Annotated in this window: 20 protein-coding genes and 1 tRNA gene; 19 read left to right on the forward strand and 2 right to left on the reverse strand. The window is 62.7% G+C overall.

Annotation, left to right across the window (positions count from 1 at the left end):
* Nucleotides 1-11: 11 nt before the first annotated feature.
* The 4 genes from C7T36_RS16085 to C7T36_RS16100 are packed head-to-tail and all read left to right on the forward strand — an operon-like array spanning nucleotide 12 to nucleotide 4,426.
* Complete coding sequence (locus tag C7T36_RS16085; protein ID WP_033235977.1) at nucleotides 12-938, forward strand: ABC transporter permease; 927 nt, start codon at nucleotides 12-14, stop codon at nucleotides 936-938.
* On the forward strand, nucleotides 931-1,887 hold the full coding sequence (locus C7T36_RS16090; RefSeq protein WP_045066566.1) for an ABC transporter permease: 957 nt from the start codon (nucleotides 931-933) through the stop codon (nucleotides 1,885-1,887). The genes C7T36_RS16085 and C7T36_RS16090 overlap by 8 nt, the downstream gene beginning before the upstream one ends.
* A gap of 5 nt (nucleotides 1,888-1,892) precedes the next feature.
* Nucleotides 1,893-3,617: an ABC transporter ATP-binding protein gene (locus C7T36_RS16095; protein WP_106939760.1), complete on the forward strand. Its 1,725-nt coding sequence runs from the start codon at nucleotides 1,893-1,895 to the stop codon at nucleotides 3,615-3,617.
* A 56-nt stretch (nucleotides 3,618-3,673) separates the two neighbouring features.
* The gene (locus C7T36_RS16100) at nucleotides 3,674-4,426 is read left to right on the forward strand and encodes a hypothetical protein (protein WP_033235946.1); all 753 of its coding nucleotides are present in this window, start codon (nucleotides 3,674-3,676) and stop codon (nucleotides 4,424-4,426) included.
* A 401-nt stretch (nucleotides 4,427-4,827) separates the two neighbouring features.
* Here C7T36_RS16100 and C7T36_RS16105 read toward each other — a convergent pair whose 3' ends face one another.
* The gene (locus C7T36_RS16105) at nucleotides 4,828-5,646 is read right to left on the reverse strand and encodes an HAD-IB family hydrolase (protein ID WP_033235947.1); all 819 of its coding nucleotides are present in this window, start codon (nucleotides 5,644-5,646) and stop codon (nucleotides 4,828-4,830) included.
* 335 nt (nucleotides 5,647-5,981) lie between these two features.
* Here C7T36_RS16105 and ssd point away from each other — a divergent pair, with 335 nt between their 5' ends.
* The 7 genes from ssd to C7T36_RS16140 are packed head-to-tail and all read left to right on the forward strand — an operon-like array spanning nucleotide 5,982 to nucleotide 10,611.
* Complete coding sequence (ssd, locus tag C7T36_RS16110) at nucleotides 5,982-7,082, forward strand: septum site-determining protein Ssd (protein ID WP_045066880.1); 1,101 nt, start codon at nucleotides 5,982-5,984, stop codon at nucleotides 7,080-7,082.
* On the forward strand, nucleotides 7,079-8,281 hold the full coding sequence (locus tag C7T36_RS16115) for a TadA family conjugal transfer-associated ATPase (protein WP_045066569.1): 1,203 nt from the start codon (nucleotides 7,079-7,081) through the stop codon (nucleotides 8,279-8,281). Before ssd ends, C7T36_RS16115 begins: the two co-directional genes overlap by 4 nt.
* Nucleotides 8,278-9,066, forward strand: a complete 789-nt coding sequence (locus C7T36_RS16120) for a type II secretion system F family protein (RefSeq protein ID WP_045066570.1) — start codon at nucleotides 8,278-8,280, stop codon at nucleotides 9,064-9,066. The genes C7T36_RS16115 and C7T36_RS16120 overlap by 4 nt, the downstream gene beginning before the upstream one ends.
* Nucleotides 9,067-9,122: 56 nt before the next feature.
* A complete protein-coding gene (locus tag C7T36_RS16125; RefSeq protein WP_045066881.1) occupies nucleotides 9,123-9,647 on the forward strand; it encodes a type II secretion system F family protein in 525 nt (174 codons plus the stop codon).
* Between the two features lie 60 nt (nucleotides 9,648-9,707).
* The gene (locus C7T36_RS16130) at nucleotides 9,708-9,908 is read left to right on the forward strand and encodes a DUF4244 domain-containing protein (protein ID WP_033235950.1); all 201 of its coding nucleotides are present in this window, start codon (nucleotides 9,708-9,710) and stop codon (nucleotides 9,906-9,908) included.
* Entirely contained in the window at nucleotides 9,908-10,261 is a 354-nt protein-coding gene (locus tag C7T36_RS16135; protein WP_045066572.1) for a TadE family type IV pilus minor pilin, read from the forward strand. The genes C7T36_RS16130 and C7T36_RS16135 overlap by 1 nt, the downstream gene beginning before the upstream one ends.
* On the forward strand, nucleotides 10,261-10,611 hold the full coding sequence (locus tag C7T36_RS16140; protein ID WP_033235952.1) for an Rv3654c family TadE-like protein: 351 nt from the start codon (nucleotides 10,261-10,263) through the stop codon (nucleotides 10,609-10,611). The genes C7T36_RS16135 and C7T36_RS16140 overlap by 1 nt, the downstream gene beginning before the upstream one ends.
* Here C7T36_RS16140 and C7T36_RS16145 read toward each other — a convergent pair whose 3' ends face one another.
* Nucleotides 10,612-12,900, reverse strand: coding sequence for a DEAD/DEAH box helicase (locus C7T36_RS16145; RefSeq protein WP_045066882.1), 2,289 nt, complete (start codon nucleotides 12,898-12,900; stop codon nucleotides 10,612-10,614).
* Between the two features lie 458 nt (nucleotides 12,901-13,358).
* On the opposite strand from C7T36_RS16145, the gene C7T36_RS16150 reads away from it, so the two are divergent.
* The 8 genes from C7T36_RS16150 to C7T36_RS16185 all read left to right on the forward strand — a co-directional run bounded on the left by C7T36_RS16150 (nucleotide 13,359) and on the right by C7T36_RS16185 (nucleotide 20,267).
* A complete protein-coding gene (locus tag C7T36_RS16150; RefSeq protein ID WP_033235953.1) occupies nucleotides 13,359-13,562 on the forward strand; it encodes a cold-shock protein in 204 nt (67 codons plus the stop codon).
* Nucleotides 13,563-13,680: 118 nt separating this feature from the next.
* On the forward strand, nucleotides 13,681-14,265 hold the full coding sequence (locus C7T36_RS16155) for a hypothetical protein (RefSeq protein ID WP_045066883.1): 585 nt from the start codon (nucleotides 13,681-13,683) through the stop codon (nucleotides 14,263-14,265).
* Nucleotides 14,266-14,411: 146 nt separating this feature from the next.
* Entirely contained in the window at nucleotides 14,412-17,339 is a 2,928-nt protein-coding gene (gene topA / locus C7T36_RS16160) for a type I DNA topoisomerase (protein WP_045066573.1), read from the forward strand.
* A 36-nt stretch (nucleotides 17,340-17,375) separates the two neighbouring features.
* A complete protein-coding gene (locus C7T36_RS16165) occupies nucleotides 17,376-18,605 on the forward strand; it encodes a DNA polymerase III subunit delta' (protein WP_033235955.1) in 1,230 nt (409 codons plus the stop codon).
* A 30-nt stretch (nucleotides 18,606-18,635) separates the two neighbouring features.
* Nucleotides 18,636-18,708 (forward strand) — tRNA-Thr (locus C7T36_RS16170).
* Between the two features lie 119 nt (nucleotides 18,709-18,827).
* The gene (locus C7T36_RS16175; RefSeq protein WP_033235956.1) at nucleotides 18,828-19,433 is read left to right on the forward strand and encodes an RDD family protein; all 606 of its coding nucleotides are present in this window, start codon (nucleotides 18,828-18,830) and stop codon (nucleotides 19,431-19,433) included.
* A 55-nt stretch (nucleotides 19,434-19,488) separates the two neighbouring features.
* Entirely contained in the window at nucleotides 19,489-19,914 is a 426-nt protein-coding gene (locus C7T36_RS16180; RefSeq protein WP_045066574.1) for a DUF2752 domain-containing protein, read from the forward strand.
* Nucleotides 19,915-20,069: 155 nt separating this feature from the next.
* The gene (locus C7T36_RS16185; RefSeq protein ID WP_033235958.1) at nucleotides 20,070-20,267 is read left to right on the forward strand and encodes a hypothetical protein; all 198 of its coding nucleotides are present in this window, start codon (nucleotides 20,070-20,072) and stop codon (nucleotides 20,265-20,267) included.
* Nucleotides 20,268-20,413: the final 146 nt, after the last annotated feature.

The following is a 20,413-nucleotide window of genomic DNA, read 5'->3' on the forward strand; positions in this document are numbered from 1 at the left end:
GAGGTGATCCGATGCTCTGGTACATCGGTCGCCGAGTGCTTCAAATGATCCCGGTTTTTCTCGGGGCCACTCTTCTGATCTACGCCATGGTCTTCTTGCTTCCCGGTGATCCGATTGCCGCGTTGGCGGGCGACAAGGCGCTCAGTCCGGCTGTTGCACAGCAGCTTCGGGAGCGCTACCACCTCGATCTCCCCTTCTATCAGCAGTACCTGCTGTACTTGAAGGGCATCTTCACGCTGGACTTCGGCACGTCGTTCTCCGGACGGCCTGTCAGTGAAGTTCTGGCACAGGCATTTCCGATCACGATGAAACTTGCCTTCATGGCACTGATCGTCGAGACGGTCTTCGGTGTCGGCTTCGGCCTCATCGCCGGCCTGCGTAAGGGCGGATTCTTCGACAGCACCGTCCTGCTGTTCAGCCTCGTTCTCATCGCCATCCCGATCTTCGTGATCGGCTTCCTGGCTCAGTTCTTCATCGGCGTCAAATGGGGCATCGTCCCGCCGACGGTCGGTGGCAACACCAGCTTCAAGAACCTCCTGCTCCCCGCCCTGGTTCTGGGTTCGGTCTCGTTTGCCTACGTACTGCGACTTACCCGAACGTCCGTGGCGGAGAACCTGAGTGCCGACTACGTGCGAACAGCCACCGCCAAGGGACTTTCCCGCGGACGAGTGGTTCGCGTGCACGTGTTGCGCAACTCGCTGATCCCCGTGGTCACCTTCCTGGGTGCCGACCTCGCGACGTTGATGGGCGGCGCCATCGTCACCGAGGGCATCTTCAACATCAACGGCGTCGGCGGCACGATCTACCAGGCGGTGACCAGAGGTGAAGCGCCGACGGTGGTTTCGTTTGTCACCATCCTGATCGTGATCTACCTGATCGCGAATCTGCTCGTCGACCTCTTGTACGCCGCGCTCGATCCGAGGATCCGCTATGTCTGAGACCGTGAAGACCGGACGTGCAGTCCGGCAAAGTCATTTCGTGGCACCGCCCGAAGTTGCGGCACCGGGGGAGACGGACGCCGTCACGCTCGATCAGGCGCCGACGAGCATGTGGACCGACGCGTGGCGCGATCTGCGCAAGCGTCCCCTGTTCATCATCTCGACGATCATCATCCTCGCGGTCATCGTCATCGCAGCGTTTCCGAGCTTGTTCACGAGCACCGATCCGCGGTTCTGCGATCTGACCTACAGCATGCAGGGGCCGACCTCAGGGCACTGGTTCGGTTTCGATCGTCAGGGCTGTGACGTCTACTCGCGCACCATCTACGGTGCTCGCGCATCCGTACTCGTGGGCGTCGGCGTCACGGCGTCGGTGCTGGTGATCGGAGTGATCTTCGGTGCACTGTCCGGGTTCTACGGGGGCTGGACCGATTCGATTCTCTCCCGTGTCGCCGACATCTTCTTCGGTATCCCGCTGATCCTCGCTGCCATCGTTCTGATGCAGCTGTTCACCGATCGCACCATCTGGACCGTCGTCGGCGTCCTGGCGCTCTTCGGCTGGCCGCAGATGGCAAGAATTGCTCGTGGTGCGGTGATTTCGGCGAAGAACAACGATTACGTCATGGCTTCGGAAGCGTTGGGTGTCTCGAAGCTCAAGACCCTGATTCGCCACGTCATCCCGAACTCGTTGGCTCCCATCATCGTGGTGGCCACCATCTCGCTCGGCACGTACATCGTTGCCGAGGCGACGCTGTCCTTCCTCGGTATCGGGCTCCCGTCCACCGAGGTTTCGTGGGGCGGTGACATCAGCAACGCTCAGGTGACGCTGCGTCAGGGATCGACCATTCTGTTCTACCCGGCAACGGCTTTGGCGATCACCGTCCTCGGATTCATCATGATGGGTGACGCGCTGCGCGACGCCCTCGATCCCAAGTCGCGGAAGCGGTGAGCACGATGACCACCAAGGAAACTCTCACCTCGGAGGAAACTCCGCTGCTCGAGATTCGTGATCTCGAGGTGTCGTTCCAGTCCAATTCCGGTCCGGTTCCGGCAGTTCGAGGCGTCAGCCTGACTGTCTATCCGGGTCAGACGGTCGCCATCGTCGGCGAATCGGGTTCGGGTAAGTCCACTACCGCGCACTCGATCATCAATCTGCTTCCCGGCACCGGCAAGGTGACGGCAGGCGAGATCATCTTCGACGGCAAGGACATCTCGAAGGTCTCGGAGAAGGACTTCGTCCACATCCGGGGCAGCCAGATCGGTTTGGTTCCGCAGGACCCGATGTCGAATCTGAACCCGGTGTGGAAAGTGGGCTTCCAGATCGAGGAAGCACTGGCCGCCAACGGGATCGCCAAGGGCAAGGCAGCCAAGGTTCGGGCCGCCGAACTGCTCGAGGAGGCAGGTCTCGCTGACGCCGAGAGCCGGTTGGGGCAGTACCCCCACGAGTTCTCGGGCGGTATGCGGCAGCGCGCACTCATCGCGATCGGGTTGTCCGCTCGTCCGAAGCTCCTGATCGCGGACGAGCCGACGTCGGCGCTCGACGTCACGGTTCAGCGTCAGATTCTCGACCACCTCGATGGTCTGACAACGGAACTCGGCACCGCTGTTCTGCTCATCACCCACGATCTGGGCTTGGCCGCCGAGCGCGCCGAGCACCTGATCGTGATGAGCAAGGGGCGTATCGTCGAATCCGGTCCGGCACTGGAGATTCTGAAGCGTCCGCAACATCCGTACACGCAGAAGCTGGTCGCTGCTGCGCCGTCGTTGGCGTCGAAGCGACTCAGTTCGTCGGTGGCCCGCGCCGAGATTCGGGAACAGGCGGAAGAGGTCGCCGAAGCGGTCAAGGCCGAGGAAAGTACGGCAGAGTCCTTCGGCAAGGCGACCGACGACGTTCTTGTTGTCGATCATCTGACCAAGGTGTTCAAGCTGCGCAAGGGTTTCCGCAAGACCACCGACTTCACAGCTGTGAACGACGTGTCCTTCAAGGTCCGCCGCGGAACCACCACGGCGATCGTCGGCGAATCGGGTTCCGGTAAGTCGACGGTCGCGCAGATGGTTCTCGGTTTGCTCGAGCCCACTGCAGGCAACGTGGTCTTCGACGGTCAGGACGTGTCCGAACTCGGTGCGAAGGAAACTTTTGCGTTCCGTCGCCGAGTGCAGCCGATCTTCCAGAACCCTTACGGCACGCTCGACCCGATGTACTCGATCTACCGCACGATCGAAGAGCCGCTGCGTACCCACAAGGTCGGGACCAAAGCCGAGCGTGAGGCTCGCGTCCGCGAACTTCTCGACAAGGTCGGTCTGCCCCAGTCGGTGATGCGACGGTTCCCGAACGAGCTGTCCGGTGGACAGCGTCAGCGCGTCGCAATTGCGCGAGCGTTGGCCTTGCAGCCGGAGGTCGTGATCTGCGACGAGGCGGTGTCCGCTCTCGACGTGCTCGTACAGGATCAGATTCTGACCCTGCTCAACGACCTGCAGGCAGAGTTCGGGTTGACGTACCTCTTCATCACGCACGACCTGGCCGTGGTTCGTCAGATCGCGGACAACGTGTTGGTGATGTCGCGCGGCTCGATCGTCGAATCGGCGCCGATCGACGACGTGTTCGGCAATCCGCAGCAGGACTACACACGCAAGTTGCTCGACGCGATTCCCGGTGGGTCCATCAAGCTGGGAAGCTGACGCAACAGGTAGGTAGGCAAGTCCACAGAGGGGCTGCAAGGGTACCGTCGTTGATCGTGACGGACCCCTTGCAGCCCCTCGTCGATCTTCCAGGCGTACGCGCCGCCGCTGATCACGCGCGCGACGCACTCGGTGAGGTGCATCGGCACAAAACCAACCGACGCGGATGGCCGACGACGGCTGCCGAAGCTGCAGTCCGCGCCGCTCGGGCATCGGCGTCTTTGGCGGGAGGGTCGACGGAGCTGCCGGCAGAGGGGATGGCCGGTGATCCGATTCTTGCCGGCGCCCTGCGGGTTGCGCAGGCGCTGGACGGTGACGGTCTGCCACTGATGGAGTCCACGTGGAAACGGGCGCCGCTGCAGGCTTTGGCCAGGTTGCACCTACTGGCGGCGGCAGATCTGGTCGAGGATCCTGACGAACTGGGACGACCTCGCATGGATCCGGGCGTCGGCGAGCGTCTCGACGCTCTCGCCCAACTGGTGACGGGTGGAACGTCGGCGCCGGCTCCGGTTCTTGCGGCAGTCGTGCACGGCGAATTGTTGGCACTGAGTCCGTTCGGTACCGCCGACGGCATTGTGGCGCGCGCCGCGTCCCGACTCGTCGCAGTCTCGTCCGGTTTGGATCCCCACAACCTCGGCGTCCCTGAGGTCAGTTGGCTGCGTAGGCCGCAGGCGTACGCCGATGGAGCCGCGGGATTTGCTTCCGGTCGTCCGGAAGGCGTCGGGAGTTGGGTAATTCTGTGTTGCGGCGCGCTTGAAGCTGGTGCTCGCGAGGCAACGTCGATTGCCGACGCCGCGAGTCCGAGCTAACCCACATCGGGCTGGTTCCACATCGGGCTCGTTCCACACACAAAACGGGCGGCGCTGCCGATTATCGACTTCGCCGCCCGTTAGCACGGACTACTCGTTACCAAGCGTGCTCGGTGGGTTGTGTGGATGGCCTCGGCGAGGGATCGCCATTTTGAGGTCGTCCCCGCAACTTGTGCGGAGTCCTCGCTCAAATTGAACGAATCTCGCAGGCCCACAACACTTCTGCCCTTATAGTGGCTTGTGCTCCGCGTGGGTGCCCTAGTGCCCGTGCTGGGAATCCGGGTTGGGGAAACGGTCCTTCTCTTCTGAGCCGTTCCTGGCCTTCCGTTCTTCCGTAACTCCTTTGTACCCTGTGTTGCGGCTCACAGCAAGTGTCAATTTTTGTTTGTGTGCTTGAAGTTTCACCGTTTTCGGCGAAGTAGTGCAAACGTCACAACACCGGCTGTCACAGCTCCGATTCCGAGCGCTGCAGTAGTCGCCACAGCGGTGCCCGACTGTGCTGACAGCCGAGCGCGAAGCGAGACCGGATTCGAGAAAGTCAGTATGGGCCAACCATTTCCGGCTGCTGCCTTGCGAAGCGCGCGGTCGGGGTTGACGGCACTCGGATGCCCGACGGCCTCGAGCATCGGCAAGTCGGTGATCGAGTCGGAATAGGCGTAACTCGCGGAGAGGTCGTATCCGTACTCGGCTGCGAGTTTTTCCATGGCTTCCACTTTGCCGGGGCCGTAGCAGTAGAAGTCGACCTCGCCCGTGTAGTGCCCGTCCTCTTCCTTCATCGACGTCGCGACCGAGTGTGTTGCTCCCAGTGCGCGGGCGATCGGAGCGACGATCTCCTCGCCCGACGCGGACACCACGATGACATCGTGGCCGCGCACCTTGTGGTCGGCAATCAAGTCGGCGGCCTCGGCGTAGACGAGGGGGTCGACGATGTCGTGCAGAGTCTCCGCGACGATCGACTTGACCTGTTCCACATCCCAGCCGGCACACATCGCGGTGATGTGTGCGCGCAAGCGCTCCATCTGATCGTGATCGGCGCCCGAGAGCAGGAACAGGAACTGCGCGTAGCTGCTCTTGAGAACCGAGCGCCGGTTGATCAATCCTTGCGCGAAGAACGGCCTGCTGAAAGCCAACGTGCTGGATTTGGCTATGACGGTTTTGTCGAGGTCGAAGAAAGCGGCAGTCCGCCCGGTTGTCAGTCCATTCCCAAGCTTGTCGGTCACAGCTACCGAGGATAGTCCGACAGTCGGTTCGGTTGCGTCACCACAACCGGGAAATGAACGGCGACACTTACGAATCGCTGCTGTTCAGGCTTGCATTTCCCGGACATTTGCAGTGTAGGATTACGGCAGTTCGACTTGCTCGGACTGTGTTCAGCCCAACCCCCCGGGGCTGAACAGACAAGACAACCCCCGCCTCCCCCCAGGCGGGGGTTGTCCACTTTCTCGGGTACATCAACTCGGCTTCGTCAACTGAGAGTTATCCACAGAACCCGAGTTGTCCACAGCTCGATTCGGGTATCTGTTCTTTACCGGCGACAACGCTCAGGCTCGTGCTCATGAACTCGAATGCTTCAGGGGAATCAGGGCATGTCGACGCGGATGTCCTTGTGTTGGTCGAAGATCCGCTGGTTCTTGCCAGCGTGCGGCGCGTCGTGGCTGCCGTTGATCAGTCGGCGGACGAGGGGCCACAACCGGTGTCGCGCCAACAATGGAACAGGGCATCCGCGGTGGTGCTGGACATTGCACACGCGAAGGCGTGCTCGAGCCGCAACCCGAGGCGTTCACGCGTCTTCCTTGTCGGTGAGTCCGAACCGACGCTCGACGAGTGGAAATACGCGACCTCGATCGGCGCCCAGGCGATATTCACACTGCCGGCGGACGAGAATGCGCTGGTTGCAGTGTTAGCCGAGCACTTGGTGAGCCGTGGCGAGGGCACAGTTGTCGCCGTTGTCGGCGCGTGTGGCGGAGCTGGTGCCTCGGTAAGCGCCGCGGCGATCGCCTTGGCGTCCGCCGCCCGTCGCATCCCGACGATGCTTGTCGACGTCGACGCACTTGGTTGCGGCGCGGACGTCGTGCTCGGTGTCGAAAATGTTCCAGGGTTGCGATGGGCGGCGTTGACGGTTGAGGGTGGGCGTTTGTCGGCGGATGCGCTTCGTGATGCTCTGCCCGCTCGCGGGCAGCACCTGCGGGTGCTCTCGTGCAGCCGCGGGGAGATCGGTGGTCCTTCGGTCACTGCGCTCGGGGCGGTGCTCGACGCCGGCCGACGATCCGGCGGTCTTGTCGTGTGCGATGTTTCCGGTTGTCGAGGACTGGAGGGTGAGGCCGTATTGGAGGGTTCGGATGCCGTCGTGATGGTTGTTCCCGCGACGGTGGCAGCCTGCGTCGCTGCGGAGAAGGTGGGAATGTGGGCGGCGCAACATAATTCGAATATCGGGTTGTTGGTGCGCGGACCGGCTCCGGGTGGTCTCCGCGGGGCCGATGTTGCGACCATGCTCGGGTTGCCGTTGATCGCAGTTGTCCGGGGACACCGCTCGCTCGGGTCGATGCTCGAACGCGGCGGGCTGGAATTACGACGCAAGTGCGCGCTGACCCTCGGAGCGGACGCGGTGCTGGACGGACTCGCGGCGGGATCACGTTCCTGGAGTGTTGCAGCATGAGTGGTCTGGTCACGGCGGAACTGCTCGATCGGGTCCGTGATCGGTTGGCGGCGTCGACGGCCGCTGAGCCGACAGCGGCGACGGTCGCCGACGCCGTTCGGGCTGAGTCCGCCGGAGTGCTCGGTGATACAGATCTGCTCGAGGTCGTGCGAATTCTCCAGACCGAGCTGACCGGCGCCGGGCCGCTCGAGTCTTTGTTGCATGAACCAGGAGTCGCGGATGTCCTGGTGACTGCTCCGGACCAGGTGTGGGTCGATCGTGGGGTGGGACTGGAACGAACGAGCGTGAAATTTGCGGACGAGGCAGCGGTGCGACGCCTTGCTGCGCGTTTGGCCTTGTCGTCCGGAAGACGACTCGACGACGCACAGCCGTGGGTCGACGGCCGGTTACGCGGAGTCGGCGACGGGCATTTCGGTGTCAGGTTGCACGCTGTTCTCGCGCCGGTCGCACAGGGGGGAACCTGCTTGTCGCTACGGGTGCTCAGACCTGCAACGCAAGGTCTTGACGCATTGTGCGCTCGCGGGGCGATCGAACCGGAGGCGCGTGCGCTGCTTGATCGAATCATCATGTGCCGTTTGGCTTTTCTTGTGATCGGTGGCACCGGTGCGGGGAAAACGACATTGCTGTCGGCTGTGCTCGGTGCGGTCGACCCCAGGGAACGGATCATCTGCGTCGAGGATGCGGCCGAGCTGGCTCCGCCACATCCGCATGTGGTTCGTCTGGTCGCACGCGCGCCGAACGTGGAGGGCGTCGGCGAGGTAGCGGTACGTGATCTCGTGCGACAGGCGTTGCGCATGCGACCCGACCGCATTGTCGTGGGCGAAGTGCGGGGAGCCGAGGTCATCGACCTTCTGACGGCCCTGAATACGGGCCATGACGGCGGGGCAGGCACCATCCACGCGAATTCGCCCGAGGAAGTGCCGGCGCGGTTGGAGGCCTTGGCCGCGTTGGGAGGAATGGATCGACATGCGTTGCACAGTCAACTTGCAGCCGCAGTCCAGGTGGTTCTACACGTGCATCGCTCCGCCGACGGTTCTCGGCGACTCGAGCAGATCGGGGTCATCAACCGCGGCGCAGACGGATTCGTACACATCAACCAGGCATGGCCGGCTGCGGGTCCGGGGCGCGATCAACTCGAAAGAATGCTGCGCCTCCGTGATCGGGATGGGCGCAGTGATCGGGACGGGCTGCCGGCATGAGCGCCACGTTGCTGCTGTGCGCGCTGTCGGTGATGGTTGCTCCGACGGTGAATTCGCGTTCCAGGCTCCTCGAATTCGCAGATTCGCGGGGGAAGGCATCATTCACCGTGCCGTGGACGCTGATTGTCGCTGCACTGCCACTGGTACTGGGTGCGTTGTTCGGAGGTATCTCTGCATTGGTCGCCGCCGCGATTGCAGTGGGAACTGCGCTCTTTCGTGCTCGGCGGACGAAGGCATCGTTGGCAAGGGACTCGGAACTGGCGTTGCTACTTGCCGGATTGGAGGTCCTGATTGCAGAGTTGCGGATCGGTGCGCACCCGGCGTCCGCGTGTTCCGTTGCCGGTGAGGAGTGCTCGGGCGCTGTGGGGGAAGTATTCCGTCGCGGTTCGGCGCGAGCTCGGTTGGGTGGCAGTGCAGCCGATGCATTCCGATCCGGTGGTTCGCTCGTCGACAGGGAGTTGGTGCGTGTTGCGTCAGCGTGGTCTGTCGCTGAACGATACGGTCTGGCGCTGGCCGAACTTCTAGGAGCTGTGCGGACGGATATGTTGGGTCGCAACCGTTTCCGTCAGCGCACCGAGGCCGGACTGGCCGGCGCGCGAGCTACCGCGACGGTACTGGCGGGGTTGCCGGTCCTCGGCATCGGATTGGGTGAGCTGATGGGGGCGGCGCCGTTGCAGGTGCTGTTCGGGGGTGGCGCCGGCGGAGTGATGCTGGTAGTCGGAACGGGGTTGGTAGCTCTCGGCCTCCTGTGGACCGACAAGATCACGTCGAAGGTTACCTCGTGATCTGGCTGGGAGTAGTGACGATCGCGCTGTCGTTATGGATAGTTCCGGACACCCGAATGTCACTGCCACGCATGGCAACAATGCTCGACAGAAGTGCCGTGTATACAGTTCTGCCGGACGAGCCACCGGTCGGCGATCCTCTGGCAGTCGCAGCAAGTTTCGACCTTCTAGCTGCATGCCTTCGTGGCGGTTTACCGGTTGCCGAAGCAGTGGGGGCTGTTGCCGCTACTGCGCCGGCGCCGATGGACGGCGCTTTGCAGCGTGTATCGGATCTGCTCACCCTTGGCGCCGATCCGGATGTGGCCTGGGGCGAAGCTGCGTTGGATCCCGACACCGAATCACTTGCCCGACTGGCGCGCCGGTCGTCACGGTCGGGGACGTCGCTGTCCGTCTCGATGGCGGAACTTGCAGAACGCCGTCGAGATGACGCGGAGGATGTTGCTGCCGCGTCCGCCGAACGCGCGGGCGTGCTGATCAGTGGTCCGCTCGGACTCTGTTTCCTGCCTGCGTTTCTCGCGCTGGGGATAGTGCCGGTGGTGATCGGATTGGCGTCGTCGGTACTCGGCGACGGGCTTATCTGAGAAGAACCACGATTCTTCCGCGGCAGAACAACTGTCGTGGTCTTACAGGAGGGGAAAACGATGTTCGGAATGATGGGAAAGTTGTCAGCGAGGTTGACGTTGCTCGTCGCCGAGGACGACGGAATGTCCACGGCAGAATATGCAATCGGGACCATTGCGGCCGCGGCATTCGGAGCGGTTCTCTATTCGGTGGTCACCGGGGATTCCATTGTCACGGCGCTCACCGGGATTATCGACAAAGCGCTCAAGACGGCTGTGTGATGTTGTCCACGAGTAGCATCCGCGAGGCTGATGACGGTGCAGTCACGGTCGAGGCAGCAATTGCGCTCGCCTCGATGATCACTGTGGTGGTGCTGTGCGTCGGCGCGGTTCTGGCGGTGACGATGCAGGTTCGGTGTGTGGATGCTGCTCGTGAGGCGGCGAGATTGACTGCCCGCGGTGATGGGGACAACGCGGTCACCACGTCGCGCCGAATCGCACCATCCGACGCCCGGATTTCCGTGCAGATCGTGGACGGATTTGCCGTGGCGGTGGTGAGCGCCGACAGTGTTTTGCTGCCGATGTTGGACATCACCGCAGAAGCAGTCGCAGCCGTGGAACCAGGAGCGGACTGATGACTCTGCAGGCGGACGACGGTATCGCAACAGTGTTTTCGTGTATTGCGCTGGCCGGGATCGTCGCGGTGACGGGTGGGCTGCTGCACGTGGGTTCGGCGGTCACCGCTCGTCACACCGCCCAGTCGTCTGCGGATCTCTCGGCCTTGGCGGGGGCCGGAGCGCTCGAGCGCGGCGCGGAGGCAGGCTGCGCCGCGGCAATCGACGTTGCGACGCGGATGCGAACAGTACTCGCGGAGTGCACTGTCGAGGACTGGGATGTCATTGTTCAAGTGCGGGCGCCGGTATTGTTGTCCCGCTTCGGTATCGGCGATGCGGAGGCGTCGGCGCGCGCGGGCCCTGTCGACTAGTCAGCTGATGGTGTCGATGACGGCCGTCAGAATCTTCACGGCGCCGTCCTTGTCGAGTGGATCGTTTCCGTTGCCGCACTTGGGGGAGTAGACGCACGAGGGGCAACCGTTGGCGCACTCGCACGACGTAATTGCGTCGCGGGTTGCGGAAAGCCAGCGTGAGAGTTCACTGTGCCCCCGATCGGCAAATCCCGCGCCACCGGCGTGGCCGTCGTAGACGAACACGGTGGGCAGACCGGTGTCGGCGTGGATTGCCGTCGACACTCCGCCGATGTCGCCTCGGTCGCAGATGGCGACCAATGGCAAGAGTCCGATCGCTGCATGCTCTGCCGCATGCAGCGCCCCGGGGAACCGCTCGGGTGAGACGCCGACGGATTCGAGTAGTTCCGGTGTGACCGTGTACATCACGGCCCTGGTCTCCAGCGTATGTGCGGGCATATCCAATTCGATGGAATCGAGGACTTCGCCGGAGTTGAGGCGTCGGAGGTACCCCACAACCTGATGGGTCACTTCGACGCGCACGAGTGCGACGGTGATGTCGCCGTAATTCTTGTGTTCGAGTTGTTCGGTGATGATGATCTCGGTGGTTTCGCGCGCCGAGGTGGTCCAGTCCGGATTTTCCGCATGGACCAGTGCCAGACCGACTTCGAGGTCGAGTTCGTCCACCACGTACGCATCGCCCTGGTGAATGTGGACCGCACCGGGGTGGACGGTGGCGGGTGCCCGTCCGGTGTCGACGGTTCCCAGCATCCGCCCGGATTCGCCGTCGACAATTGCTACTTGGGTGCCGATGCCGCCGCGGATGTCCAGTGAGCCGTGCGGGTTGGAATCTGCGGTGATGAACCAACCGTGGGCGCGTCGCCGGATCTTGCCTTCTTCGGCGAGCTTGGTGAGGACGTCGATGGCTCCGAACGAGTCGACCTCGGCGTCGGAGAGCGGGAGTTCCATTGCTGCGCAGAGCAATTGTGGTCCCAGGATGTAGGGATTTCCGGGGTCCGTCACGGTTGCCTCGACGGGTTTCTCGAGGATGGCCGAAGGATGGTGAACAAGGTAGGTGTCGAGGGGATCGTCTCGGGCGATCAGGACCACCAGCGACCCCTCGCCGCGTCGACCGGAGCGTCCGGCCTGTTGCCAGAACGAGGCAACGGTCCCCGGGAAACCCGCTACGACAACGGCATCGAGCCCTGCGATGTCCACGCCCAGTTCGAGCGCGTTGGTCGTTGCCGCACCAAGCAGAGTGCCGTCCGCAAGTGCTGCTTCCAGTTCGCGGCGGTCTTCGGCGAGGTATCCCGCGCGGTACGAGGCGACTCGTTCGGCCAGATCGGTGTCGACTTCTGCGAGTAGCCGTTTGGTGGTCATGGCGGTCAGTTCCGCGCCGCGGCGTGAGCGTACGAAGGTGAGGGTGCGAGCGCCTTCGATCATCAGATCCGCCATGATCCGGGCGGCCTCGGCGCCGGCGGGGCGACGGACTGGACTGCCGTTCTCGCCGGTGAGTGCCGGCACAAGTGGCGGTTCCCAGAGTGCGACGGTTCGTGGCCCGTGGGGTGATCCGTCGTCGGTGACCTCGGTGCAGTGCGCCCCGATCAGCCGCGAAGCCGCTGTTCCGGGGTCTGCGGTGGTGGCGCTGGCCAGGATGAACGTGGGGTCGGCGCCGTATCGGGCCGCGATGCGTCGGAGTCGGCGAATGATGAGGGCGACATTCGATCCGAAGACACCACGGTAGGAGTGGCATTCGTCGACGATCACGTATTTCAGATTGCGGAAGAAGTGCGCCCAGCGTTGATGGGTGCGGAGCAGAGAGATGTGCAGCATGTCGGGGTTCGTGAACAGCCAACGGGAGTTTTCACGCGCCCATGTGCGCAGCTCCTGTGACGTGTCCCCGTCGTACGCGCTCGGATTGGTTCCCCGTAGTTCGGCGTCGAAGTCGGTGAGGGACAGCACTGCCCGTAGTTGGTCGCTGCCGAGAGCTTTGGTGGGGGAGAGGTAGAGCGCGGTGGCAAGAGGGTCCGAAGCCATCGCGGTCAGGACGGGGAGTTGGTATGCCAGTGACTTTCCCGAGGCGGTGCCGGTGGCGACCACAACATGGTTTCCGCTGTGTGCAAGGTCTGCGGTAGTGCGCTGGTGGATCCAAGGAGCGGTCACACTGTGCTCGTTCAGGGAACGGACCACGCTGGGGTGCAACCACTCCGGCCATTCGGCGAACCGGGCGCTGCGAGCAGGTAGTTGAGCGGTGAACGTCAGTGGATCTTCGTTCCCGCTCACGCCGGCGACGACGCGACCGAGGAGCATCTGTCCGTAGGTTTCGCTCGGCGCCGCGTCGGGATCAGGAATGCGGGAGGCTGCGTTCACGTGACTCTCCGGGATCGGCGTTCGGGTGTCCCGACAGTTCGAAACTGCCGTTACCTGCAGTTTTGATGATACGCATCGGCTGGCGGAAGTGGCGGCACGGGGTGGCGGCCGACTGCGGCGGGTCGAAGCCGGTGATATTCGGTAGCAAATTCTTAACGTATTTCGACTGTTGTGCACGCGCAGAACATGGTTGACTGACAACCGGTCGCAGCTTCTGTGTTCGTAGGCTTGAGAAAGTGCACGCTCGCAGGATCTTTTGTTGCGGACGTGGTGCTCTTGCCCTTTCCTGCGAGGATGCAAGCCTGGGGGGAAATCAGCTGGTACTGCGGCCGGAACGGGCCCGATGGATTGAATAAGCGCAGTTCATCGAATCCGGTGTTAGAAAGAGAAGGAAAAGCATGGCACAGGGCACTGTGAAGTGGTTCAACGCTGAAAAGGGCTTCGGCTTCATCGCTCCCGAAGACGGTTCCGCAGACGTCTTCGTTCATTACTCCGAGATCCAGGGCAACGGTTTCCGTACCCTCGAGGAGAACCAGCGTGTGGAGTTCGAGGTAGGGCAGGGCAACAAGGGGCCCCAGGCGACAGGCGTTCGCGCGGTCTGAATCTTCCGAGCTGGACACGGTCTGTCCCTCGTTGCCTCGCCGCAATGGGGGACAGACCTTTTCGTAATAGGTCCCATTATTTATGTCGCAACGGTCCTCGTGCCCTACGTTGCACTCTGTGAGCCAACTGTCCTTTTTCTCCGCCGAGTCGATTCCCCCTGCCGTGACAGACCTGGCCGGCATGCTGGCCGGACACGGTCAGGTGGTGACAAACGAAGATCGTGCTCGGATCTCGATCGTCGTAGATCGAGACTGGCGGGCCCAGGCCATCGCCGAGCTGATCGCACAATGCGGACTCGGCGCAGAAGTGACGCGTAGTGATGAAGGAAGCCCGCTCGTCCGAACTCAGGCGACGCCGGCCCTGCTGCCCCTGTCCGTGCAGTGGACCAAAGGTGCCGTGAAGTCCGTCCCGGCTGGATGGGTTCCGAATCCCCGCCAGCTCCGGGTCTGGGCAGTCTCGTCCGGCAGGATGGAAGAGGACGGCGAACGCTTCGTTTTCGGCCTCGATCCGCACGCGACTCAGACTCACGCGCCGTTGGCGCAAGCCTTGATGCGAGTGGGTATCGCACCTACTCAGCTGGGCAACCGGACGCCCGGTCCAGGGCTTCGTATCGCCGGCAAGAAGCGACTGACCAAGCTCGTCGAATACCTGGGCGAGGCACCCCGTCACGTGGACGTCGAAGCGGCCTGGCCACAAATCTGACCGTGTCCATACTGTACTGATCTGCACGAATGTCGTGCGGGTATGTCACTCTGTAAAGAGAGACACGGGGTATAACTTGCTCCACACGTCTAGTTCTGAAGAACTGCCGACGGCAGTGATCGTCCAAAGGAAGGTTCGGGCAGCAGGTGGCTAAAGCGGACAACGGCAGCGGTCAGGGAGCGTCCGGTAACCCTCGTCGCCTCGTGATCGTCGAGTCACCGACCAAGGCGCGCAAAATCGCTCCTTACCTCGGTAAGGACTACGTAGTCGAGGCATCGGTCGGTCACATTCGCGACCTGCCGCGCGGCGCAGCGGATGTTCCGGCCAAGTACAAGGGCGAGCCGTGGGCCCGTCTCGGCGTCAACGTCGATCACGACTTCGAACCGCTCTACGTCGTCAGCCCGGAGAAGAAGGGCAAGGTCGCCGAACTCAAGTCACTCTTGAAGGACGCTGACGAACTCTTCCTCGCAACTGACCCCGACCGCGAGGGTGAGGCCATTGCATGGCATCTCCTCGAGACCCTGAAGCCCAAGATTCCGGTTCGTCGAATGGTCTTCCACGAGATCACCGAACCGGCAATTCGTGCTGCTGCCGAAGACACCCGCGAGCTCGACATCGACCTCGTCGACGCTCAGGAAACCCGCCGTATCCTCGACCGTCTCTATGGTTACGAGGTCAGCCCGGTGCTCTGGAAGAAGGTCATGCCGAGGCTCTCGGCGGGCCGCGTCCAGTCGGTTGCTACCCGTGTCATCGTTCAGCGTGAGCGTGAGCGCATGGCGTTCAAGTCGGCTTCGTACTGGGACATCTCCGCCACGCTTGATGCCGGCGCCGACGCCAGCCCACGCAGTTTCGGTGCGCGTCTTGTCTCGGTCGACGGTTCCCGCGTTGCTTCCGGTCGCGATTTCGGACCGGACGGAAAGCTCAGGGGCAGTGCCGTAACTGTGCTGGACGAGGCGTACGCGCGTCGACTGGCCGAGGCTTTGCACGGCGTCGACCTCACGGTTTCGTCTGCAGAAGACAAGCCGTACACCCGCAAGCCGTACCCGCCGTTCATGACGTCGACGCTGCAGCAGGAGGCTGGTCGCAAGCTTCGCTTCACGTCCGAGCGGGCCATGCGTATCGCGCAGCGTCTGTACGAAAACGGCTACATCACCTACATGCGTACCGACTCGACGACGCTGTCCGAGTCGGCGATCGCTGCTGCTCGTGCGCAGGCCACCGAGTTGTACGGCCCGGAGTACGTCCATCCGACGCCGCGTCAGTACACCCGCAAGGTCAAGAACGCGCAGGAAGCGCACGAGGCAATCCGTCCGGCCGGCGATGTGTTCCAGACGCCGGGGCAGTTGCACTCCAAGCTCGACGCCGACGAGTTCAAGTTGTACGAACTCATCTGGCAGCGCACCGTGGCTTCGCAGATGGCCGACGCTCGGGGCAACACGCTGACGCTTCGCATTTCCGGCACGGCCGGCACGGGTGAGGACTGCACGTTCTCCGCGTCCGGTCGCACCATCGTATTTGCGGGCTTCCTCAAGGCTTACGTCGAGAGCGTCGACGAAGAGGCAGGCGGTCAGTCCGACGATGCCGAATCCAGGCTTCCGATACTGGTCAAGGGCCAGGAAGTCACGGCAACCAAGCTCGATCCCGACGGTCACAGCACCAACCCGCCGGCGCGGTACACCGAAGCCAGCCTGATCAAGACTCTGGAAGAGCTCGGTATCGGCCGACCGTCGACGTATTCGTCGATCATCAAGACCATCCTCGACCGCGGATACGTCTACAAGCGGGGCAGCGCACTGGTTCCGGCGTGGGTTGCCTTCGCCGTGGTCGGTCTGCTCGAGGCGCACTTCGGCCGGTTGGTCGACTTCGATTTCACCGCAGGCATGGAAGACGACCTCGACGCTATTGCCGGTGGACGTGAGCAGCGCGGTAACTGGCTGAGCAGCTTCTACTTCGGTGGCGAGCACGGTGCCGAAGGTTCGGTCGCCCGCGAAGGCGGCCTCAAGAAGATGGTCGGCGTCAATCTCGAGGAGATCGACGCCCGCGAGGTCAACTCCATCCGGCTGTTCGACGACGCCGAGGGTCGTGAGGTTCACGTACGTGTCGGCCGATTCGGTCCGTACCTCGAGCGCATGGTTCAGAATCCGGACGATCCCGAAGGCGATCTGATCTCGCAGCGGGCCAATCTTCCCGATGACCTGCCGCCGGACGAGCTCACCCCCGAGTACGCCGAGAAGCTGTTCGCGACGCCTCAAGAAGGTCGCAAGCTGGGCGTCGATCCTCTGACCGGAAACGAGATTGTCGCGAAGGAGGGCCGCTTCGGTCCTTACGTGACCGAGATTCTCCCCGAACCGCCGGCCGAGCCGGAGCCGGACATCGTGCCGGTTCCGGAACCGGAAGAGGTCAGCGCGGGAACCACCAAGACTGCGGTGAAGAAGGCCGCAGCCAAGAAGGCTCCCGCGAAGAAGGCTGCCAAGAAGGTTGCGGGCCCCAAGCCGCGCACCGGATCGCTGCTCAAGTCCATGGACTTGGCGACGGTCACCTTGGAGGATGCACTTCGGTTGCTGTCCCTTCCGCGCGTCGTGGGTGTCGATCCCGAGAGCAAGGAAGAGATCACCGCTCAGAACGGCCGATACGGTCCGTATCTGAAGAAGGGCACCGACTCGCGTTCCCTGGCCGACGAAGAGCAGATGTTCACGGTCACCCTCGACGACGCGCTCAAGATCTACGCAGAGCCCAAGCGACGTGGACGTCAGGCGTCGGCTACTCCGCCGCTGCGTGAGCTGGGTGTCGACCCGGTCAGTGAGAAGCCGATGGTGATCAAGGACGGTCGTTTCGGTCCGTACGTCACCGACGGTGAGACCAACGCCAGCCTGCGCAAGGACGATGCCGTCGAATCCATCTCGGATGCTCGTGCGTCGGAGTTGCTTGCTGACCGTCGTGCCCGCGGACCGGTGAAGAAGAAGGCCGCTGCGAAGAAAGCCCCGGCGAAGAAGGCCGCTGCGAAGAAGACCGCCGCCAAGAAGGCCCCGGCCAAGAAAGCGGCTGCCAAGAAGGCTCCGGCGAAGAAGGACTGAGCCGGACTCGTCGGTGCCGACGGTTAAGGTTTTTGCATGAGTAGTGATGTGACCGAACGTGGTGTGTTCGGTCGGCTGGTAGGTCAGCACGACGTCGAGCAGAGTTTGCGAGCCGCCGCGCTGTCCGCCAGAGGCGACTCCAGCGGATCCGATATGACCCATGCGTGGCTCTTCACGGGGCCTCCCGGATCCGGGCGGTCCGTGGCAGCGCTGTGCTTTGCCGCAGCCCTGCAGTGCACGTCCGACGGCGAACCGGGATGCGGGCAGTGCCATGCGTGCACAACCACGATGGCGGGAACCCATGGTGACGTACGACGGATCATTCCCGACGGATTGAGCATCAGCGTCAAAGGCATGCGCGAGATCGTCAATATCGCGTCGCGCAGGCCAACGACCGGTCGTTGGCAGGTCATCGTCGTCGAGGACGCGGATCGATTGACCGAGGGCGCGGCCAATGCGCTTCTGAAAGTTGTCGAGGAGCCGCCGGACCGCACGGTGATCCTGCTCTGCGCTCCCACCACGGACCCAGAGGACATGTCGGTCACACTCCGTTCGCGATGCCGGCACTTGGCTCTCGTGACGCCGTCTGTCGAGTCGATTGCCCAGGTGTTGATCGGGCGTGACGGATTGGCTCCCGACCAGGCGAGATTTGCCGCATCGATCAGCGGTGGTCACGTCGGCCGAGCGCGACGCTTGGCTACCGACGATGTCGCGCGGGACGAACGTGCGCGGTCGCTCCGGCTTGCCTTTGATGCCGCGTCCGCATCGACGGCGTACAAAGCAGCCGAAAACCTGGTGAAGTCGATCGAGTCCGAAACCAAGACACTCTTCACCGACGTCAAGGAACGTGAACTCGAAGAACTGAAGGTCTCGCTCGGCGGCGGCGGAACCGGTAAGGGCACAGCCGGCACGCTCCGAGGGTCTGCCGGATTGATCAAGGAACTCGAAGCGCGGCAGAAATCGAGGGATACGCGGGCCAAGCGTGATCTTCTCGACCGGACGCTGATCGATCTTGCCGGCATGTACCGCGACGCCTTGTCGTACGCGTTGGGGTCGTCGTCCACGTCCACTCATCCTGATATGGCCGAGCGGGCATCCGATCTGGCATCGCGGACGTCACCGGAAGGTCTACTGAAGTGCATCGAAGCAGTGCTGGCATGCCGCGAAGCCGTCGATTTCAACGTCAAGTTGCAGTGGGCTCTCGACGCGATGGTTGCGAGTATCGGCGAAGCCTTCCGACCCCCGTTTTCGCGTTCCGGGGGTTGACCAGTTAGACTCGCCATCGCCGAAAGGCACGCTGCCTTAGCTCAGTCGGTAGAGCATTTCACTCGTAATGAAAAGGTCGAGAGTTCGATTCTCTCAGGCAGCTCGGCCAAGAGCCCCGTATCAGGAAATTCTGGTGCGGGGCTCTTGTCGTTTGCCGGTAAATACTCGATGCCCCGTTTATCCTGATCCTGCGTACACGCGCCTGAGCAGGGGAGAATCGCCATGTCGGAGCAGAACTGGGGATCTGGCGAGCAGCCGAACCAGCCACCGCAGTACGGGCAGCAACCGCAGTACGGACAGCCACCTCAGTACGGGCAGATGCCTCCCGTGTCGTCGCAGGGATATGGGCCTCCGCAACCTGCCTACCCGTACGCCTCCTGGATTTCGCGTGTCGGCGCGTATTTGCTCGATTACCTCATCGTGCCGCTACCTGGCGTGATCGTCGCGATCATCGGCGCGGTGATCGCGTTCTCGGGAGCGGAGGTCACCACGTATGACGACGGAACCGTCACTACGGAAGGTGCAAATTCGGTCGGCCTCTTGGTCATCGGGATCGGGATTGTTCTGACCCTCCTGATCGAGGTCTGGAACTACGTCTTCCGTCAGGGCAATACCGGCCAGTCATTGGGGAAGAAGTGGCTGGGCATCTCCGTGGTTCGAGAGTCCGACGGTGTTCCGCTGGGACCACCCATGGCTCTCCTGCGATGGATATTGGAAGCGATCCTCGGCGGAGCGTGCTTCCTCAACTACTTGTGGCCGCTCTGGGATTCGAAGAGCCAGTGCTGGCACGACATGATTGTTCGCTCAGTCGTTATTCGAGCGAGATAGAACGGGTTCGCGTGGCCGCAGCAGTCGGTGGCCACCAGCTTCTACAGTGGATCGTATGAAGACCGAGACCTCCGCAGTGCGGGGCTGGCGGGCGCTGAGCGCTCCGGCCGGCGTCGCTGCAGTGGGGGTCTCGGCTTTTGTGCTTTTGCACGTCCGAGATCCGCACAATTCCGGAAGCTACGGGGTCTGTCCCATGTATGCGGTGACAGGTCTGTGGTGCCCGGCGTGTGGTGGCCTTCGAGCAGTCAATGATCTGACGCATCTCGATATCGGTGCGTCGTTGTCGAGCAATGTGTTGATCGTTCCGTTCATCGCGATACTGGTTGTCGCGTGGGGGCGGTGGGTTGTGCGCAGATGGAACGGGTTGACCGATCGGATGATCGTGCTTGCGCCGGCAATGACAATCGCGGTGCTCGGAACGCTTGTTGCCTTTACGGTTGTGCGGAACACCCCTTGGGGTAGCTGGCTAGCGCCGGCCTGAATGTGAGTGAGGTCGAAATGGCAATGCAGGTTTTCTCACTGATCGTGCTTCTCGGTGCACTGATCGTCTTGATCCCGACAGCCAGAAGGGTCTTCGGCAAGAAGGATGACGAGTAAGTACTCGACATCGTCTGGTCTGAGGCACATGCTGGCGGTATGGCTGATTCGTTGAAGGCCCGCGTGCGCGAGAAGTTGTTGCGCCAACTCTCCGAGGATGGCCGACGCCCGATTCACGATGCAGAAGGTGACGATTCCCGATTGTTGTCGGTGTCGGACGACCTCGAAGCCCTCGAATTGGCGCAAGAGGGAGATCCGATCATCGAAGAACTGGCGCAGAGGTACTGGGTTCCCTGAAGTTTACAAAGCGCAGCGCTGTGACCAGGCGATTTGGTGTTGTGTTGATCTTCGCGTAACTTATTCCAGGTCAGAGCGACACGGACACCGACTCCCACCTGCGAGGGTGAGTGACACGAGGTTGTACGAAGTGCCTGGCGAACACT

It is taken from the genome of Rhodococcus sp. AD45-ID (genome assembly GCF_003023755.1).
GTDB lineage: Bacteria > Actinomycetota > Actinomycetes > Mycobacteriales > Mycobacteriaceae > Rhodococcus_F > Rhodococcus_F globerula.

Excerpts from the sequence above, each read along its gene's own strand:
- C7T36_RS16085 (WP_033235977.1), top strand. The coding sequence starts at position 12 with ATGCTCTGGTACATCGGTCGCCGAGTGCTTCAAATGATCCCGGTTTTT.
- C7T36_RS16090 (WP_045066566.1), top strand. The coding sequence starts at position 931 with ATGTCTGAGACCGTGAAGACCGGACGTGCAGTCCGGCAAAGTCATTTC.
- C7T36_RS16095 (WP_106939760.1), top strand. The coding sequence starts at position 1,893 with ATGACCACCAAGGAAACTCTCACCTCGGAGGAAACTCCGCTGCTCGAG.
- ssd (WP_045066880.1), top strand. The coding sequence starts at position 5,982 with ATGAACTCGAATGCTTCAGGGGAATCAGGGCATGTCGACGCGGATGTC.
- C7T36_RS16115 (WP_045066569.1), top strand. The coding sequence starts at position 7,079 with ATGAGTGGTCTGGTCACGGCGGAACTGCTCGATCGGGTCCGTGATCGG.
- C7T36_RS16120 (WP_045066570.1), top strand. The coding sequence starts at position 8,278 with ATGAGCGCCACGTTGCTGCTGTGCGCGCTGTCGGTGATGGTTGCTCCG.
- C7T36_RS16125 (WP_045066881.1), top strand. The coding sequence starts at position 9,123 with ATGTCACTGCCACGCATGGCAACAATGCTCGACAGAAGTGCCGTGTAT.
- C7T36_RS16130 (WP_033235950.1), top strand. The coding sequence starts at position 9,708 with ATGTTCGGAATGATGGGAAAGTTGTCAGCGAGGTTGACGTTGCTCGTC.
- C7T36_RS16135 (WP_045066572.1), top strand. The coding sequence starts at position 9,908 with ATGTTGTCCACGAGTAGCATCCGCGAGGCTGATGACGGTGCAGTCACG.
- C7T36_RS16140 (WP_033235952.1), top strand. The coding sequence starts at position 10,261 with ATGACTCTGCAGGCGGACGACGGTATCGCAACAGTGTTTTCGTGTATT.
- C7T36_RS16145 (WP_045066882.1), bottom strand. The coding sequence starts at position 12,900 with ATGCTCCTCGGTCGCGTCGTCGCCGGCGTGAGCGGGAACGAAGATCCA.
- C7T36_RS16150 (WP_033235953.1), top strand. The coding sequence starts at position 13,359 with ATGGCACAGGGCACTGTGAAGTGGTTCAACGCTGAAAAGGGCTTCGGC.
- C7T36_RS16165 (WP_033235955.1), top strand. The coding sequence starts at position 17,376 with ATGAGTAGTGATGTGACCGAACGTGGTGTGTTCGGTCGGCTGGTAGGT.
- C7T36_RS16175 (WP_033235956.1), top strand. The coding sequence starts at position 18,828 with ATGTCGGAGCAGAACTGGGGATCTGGCGAGCAGCCGAACCAGCCACCG.
- C7T36_RS16180 (WP_045066574.1), top strand. The coding sequence starts at position 19,489 with ATGAAGACCGAGACCTCCGCAGTGCGGGGCTGGCGGGCGCTGAGCGCT.
- C7T36_RS16185 (WP_033235958.1), top strand. The coding sequence starts at position 20,070 with ATGGCTGATTCGTTGAAGGCCCGCGTGCGCGAGAAGTTGTTGCGCCAA.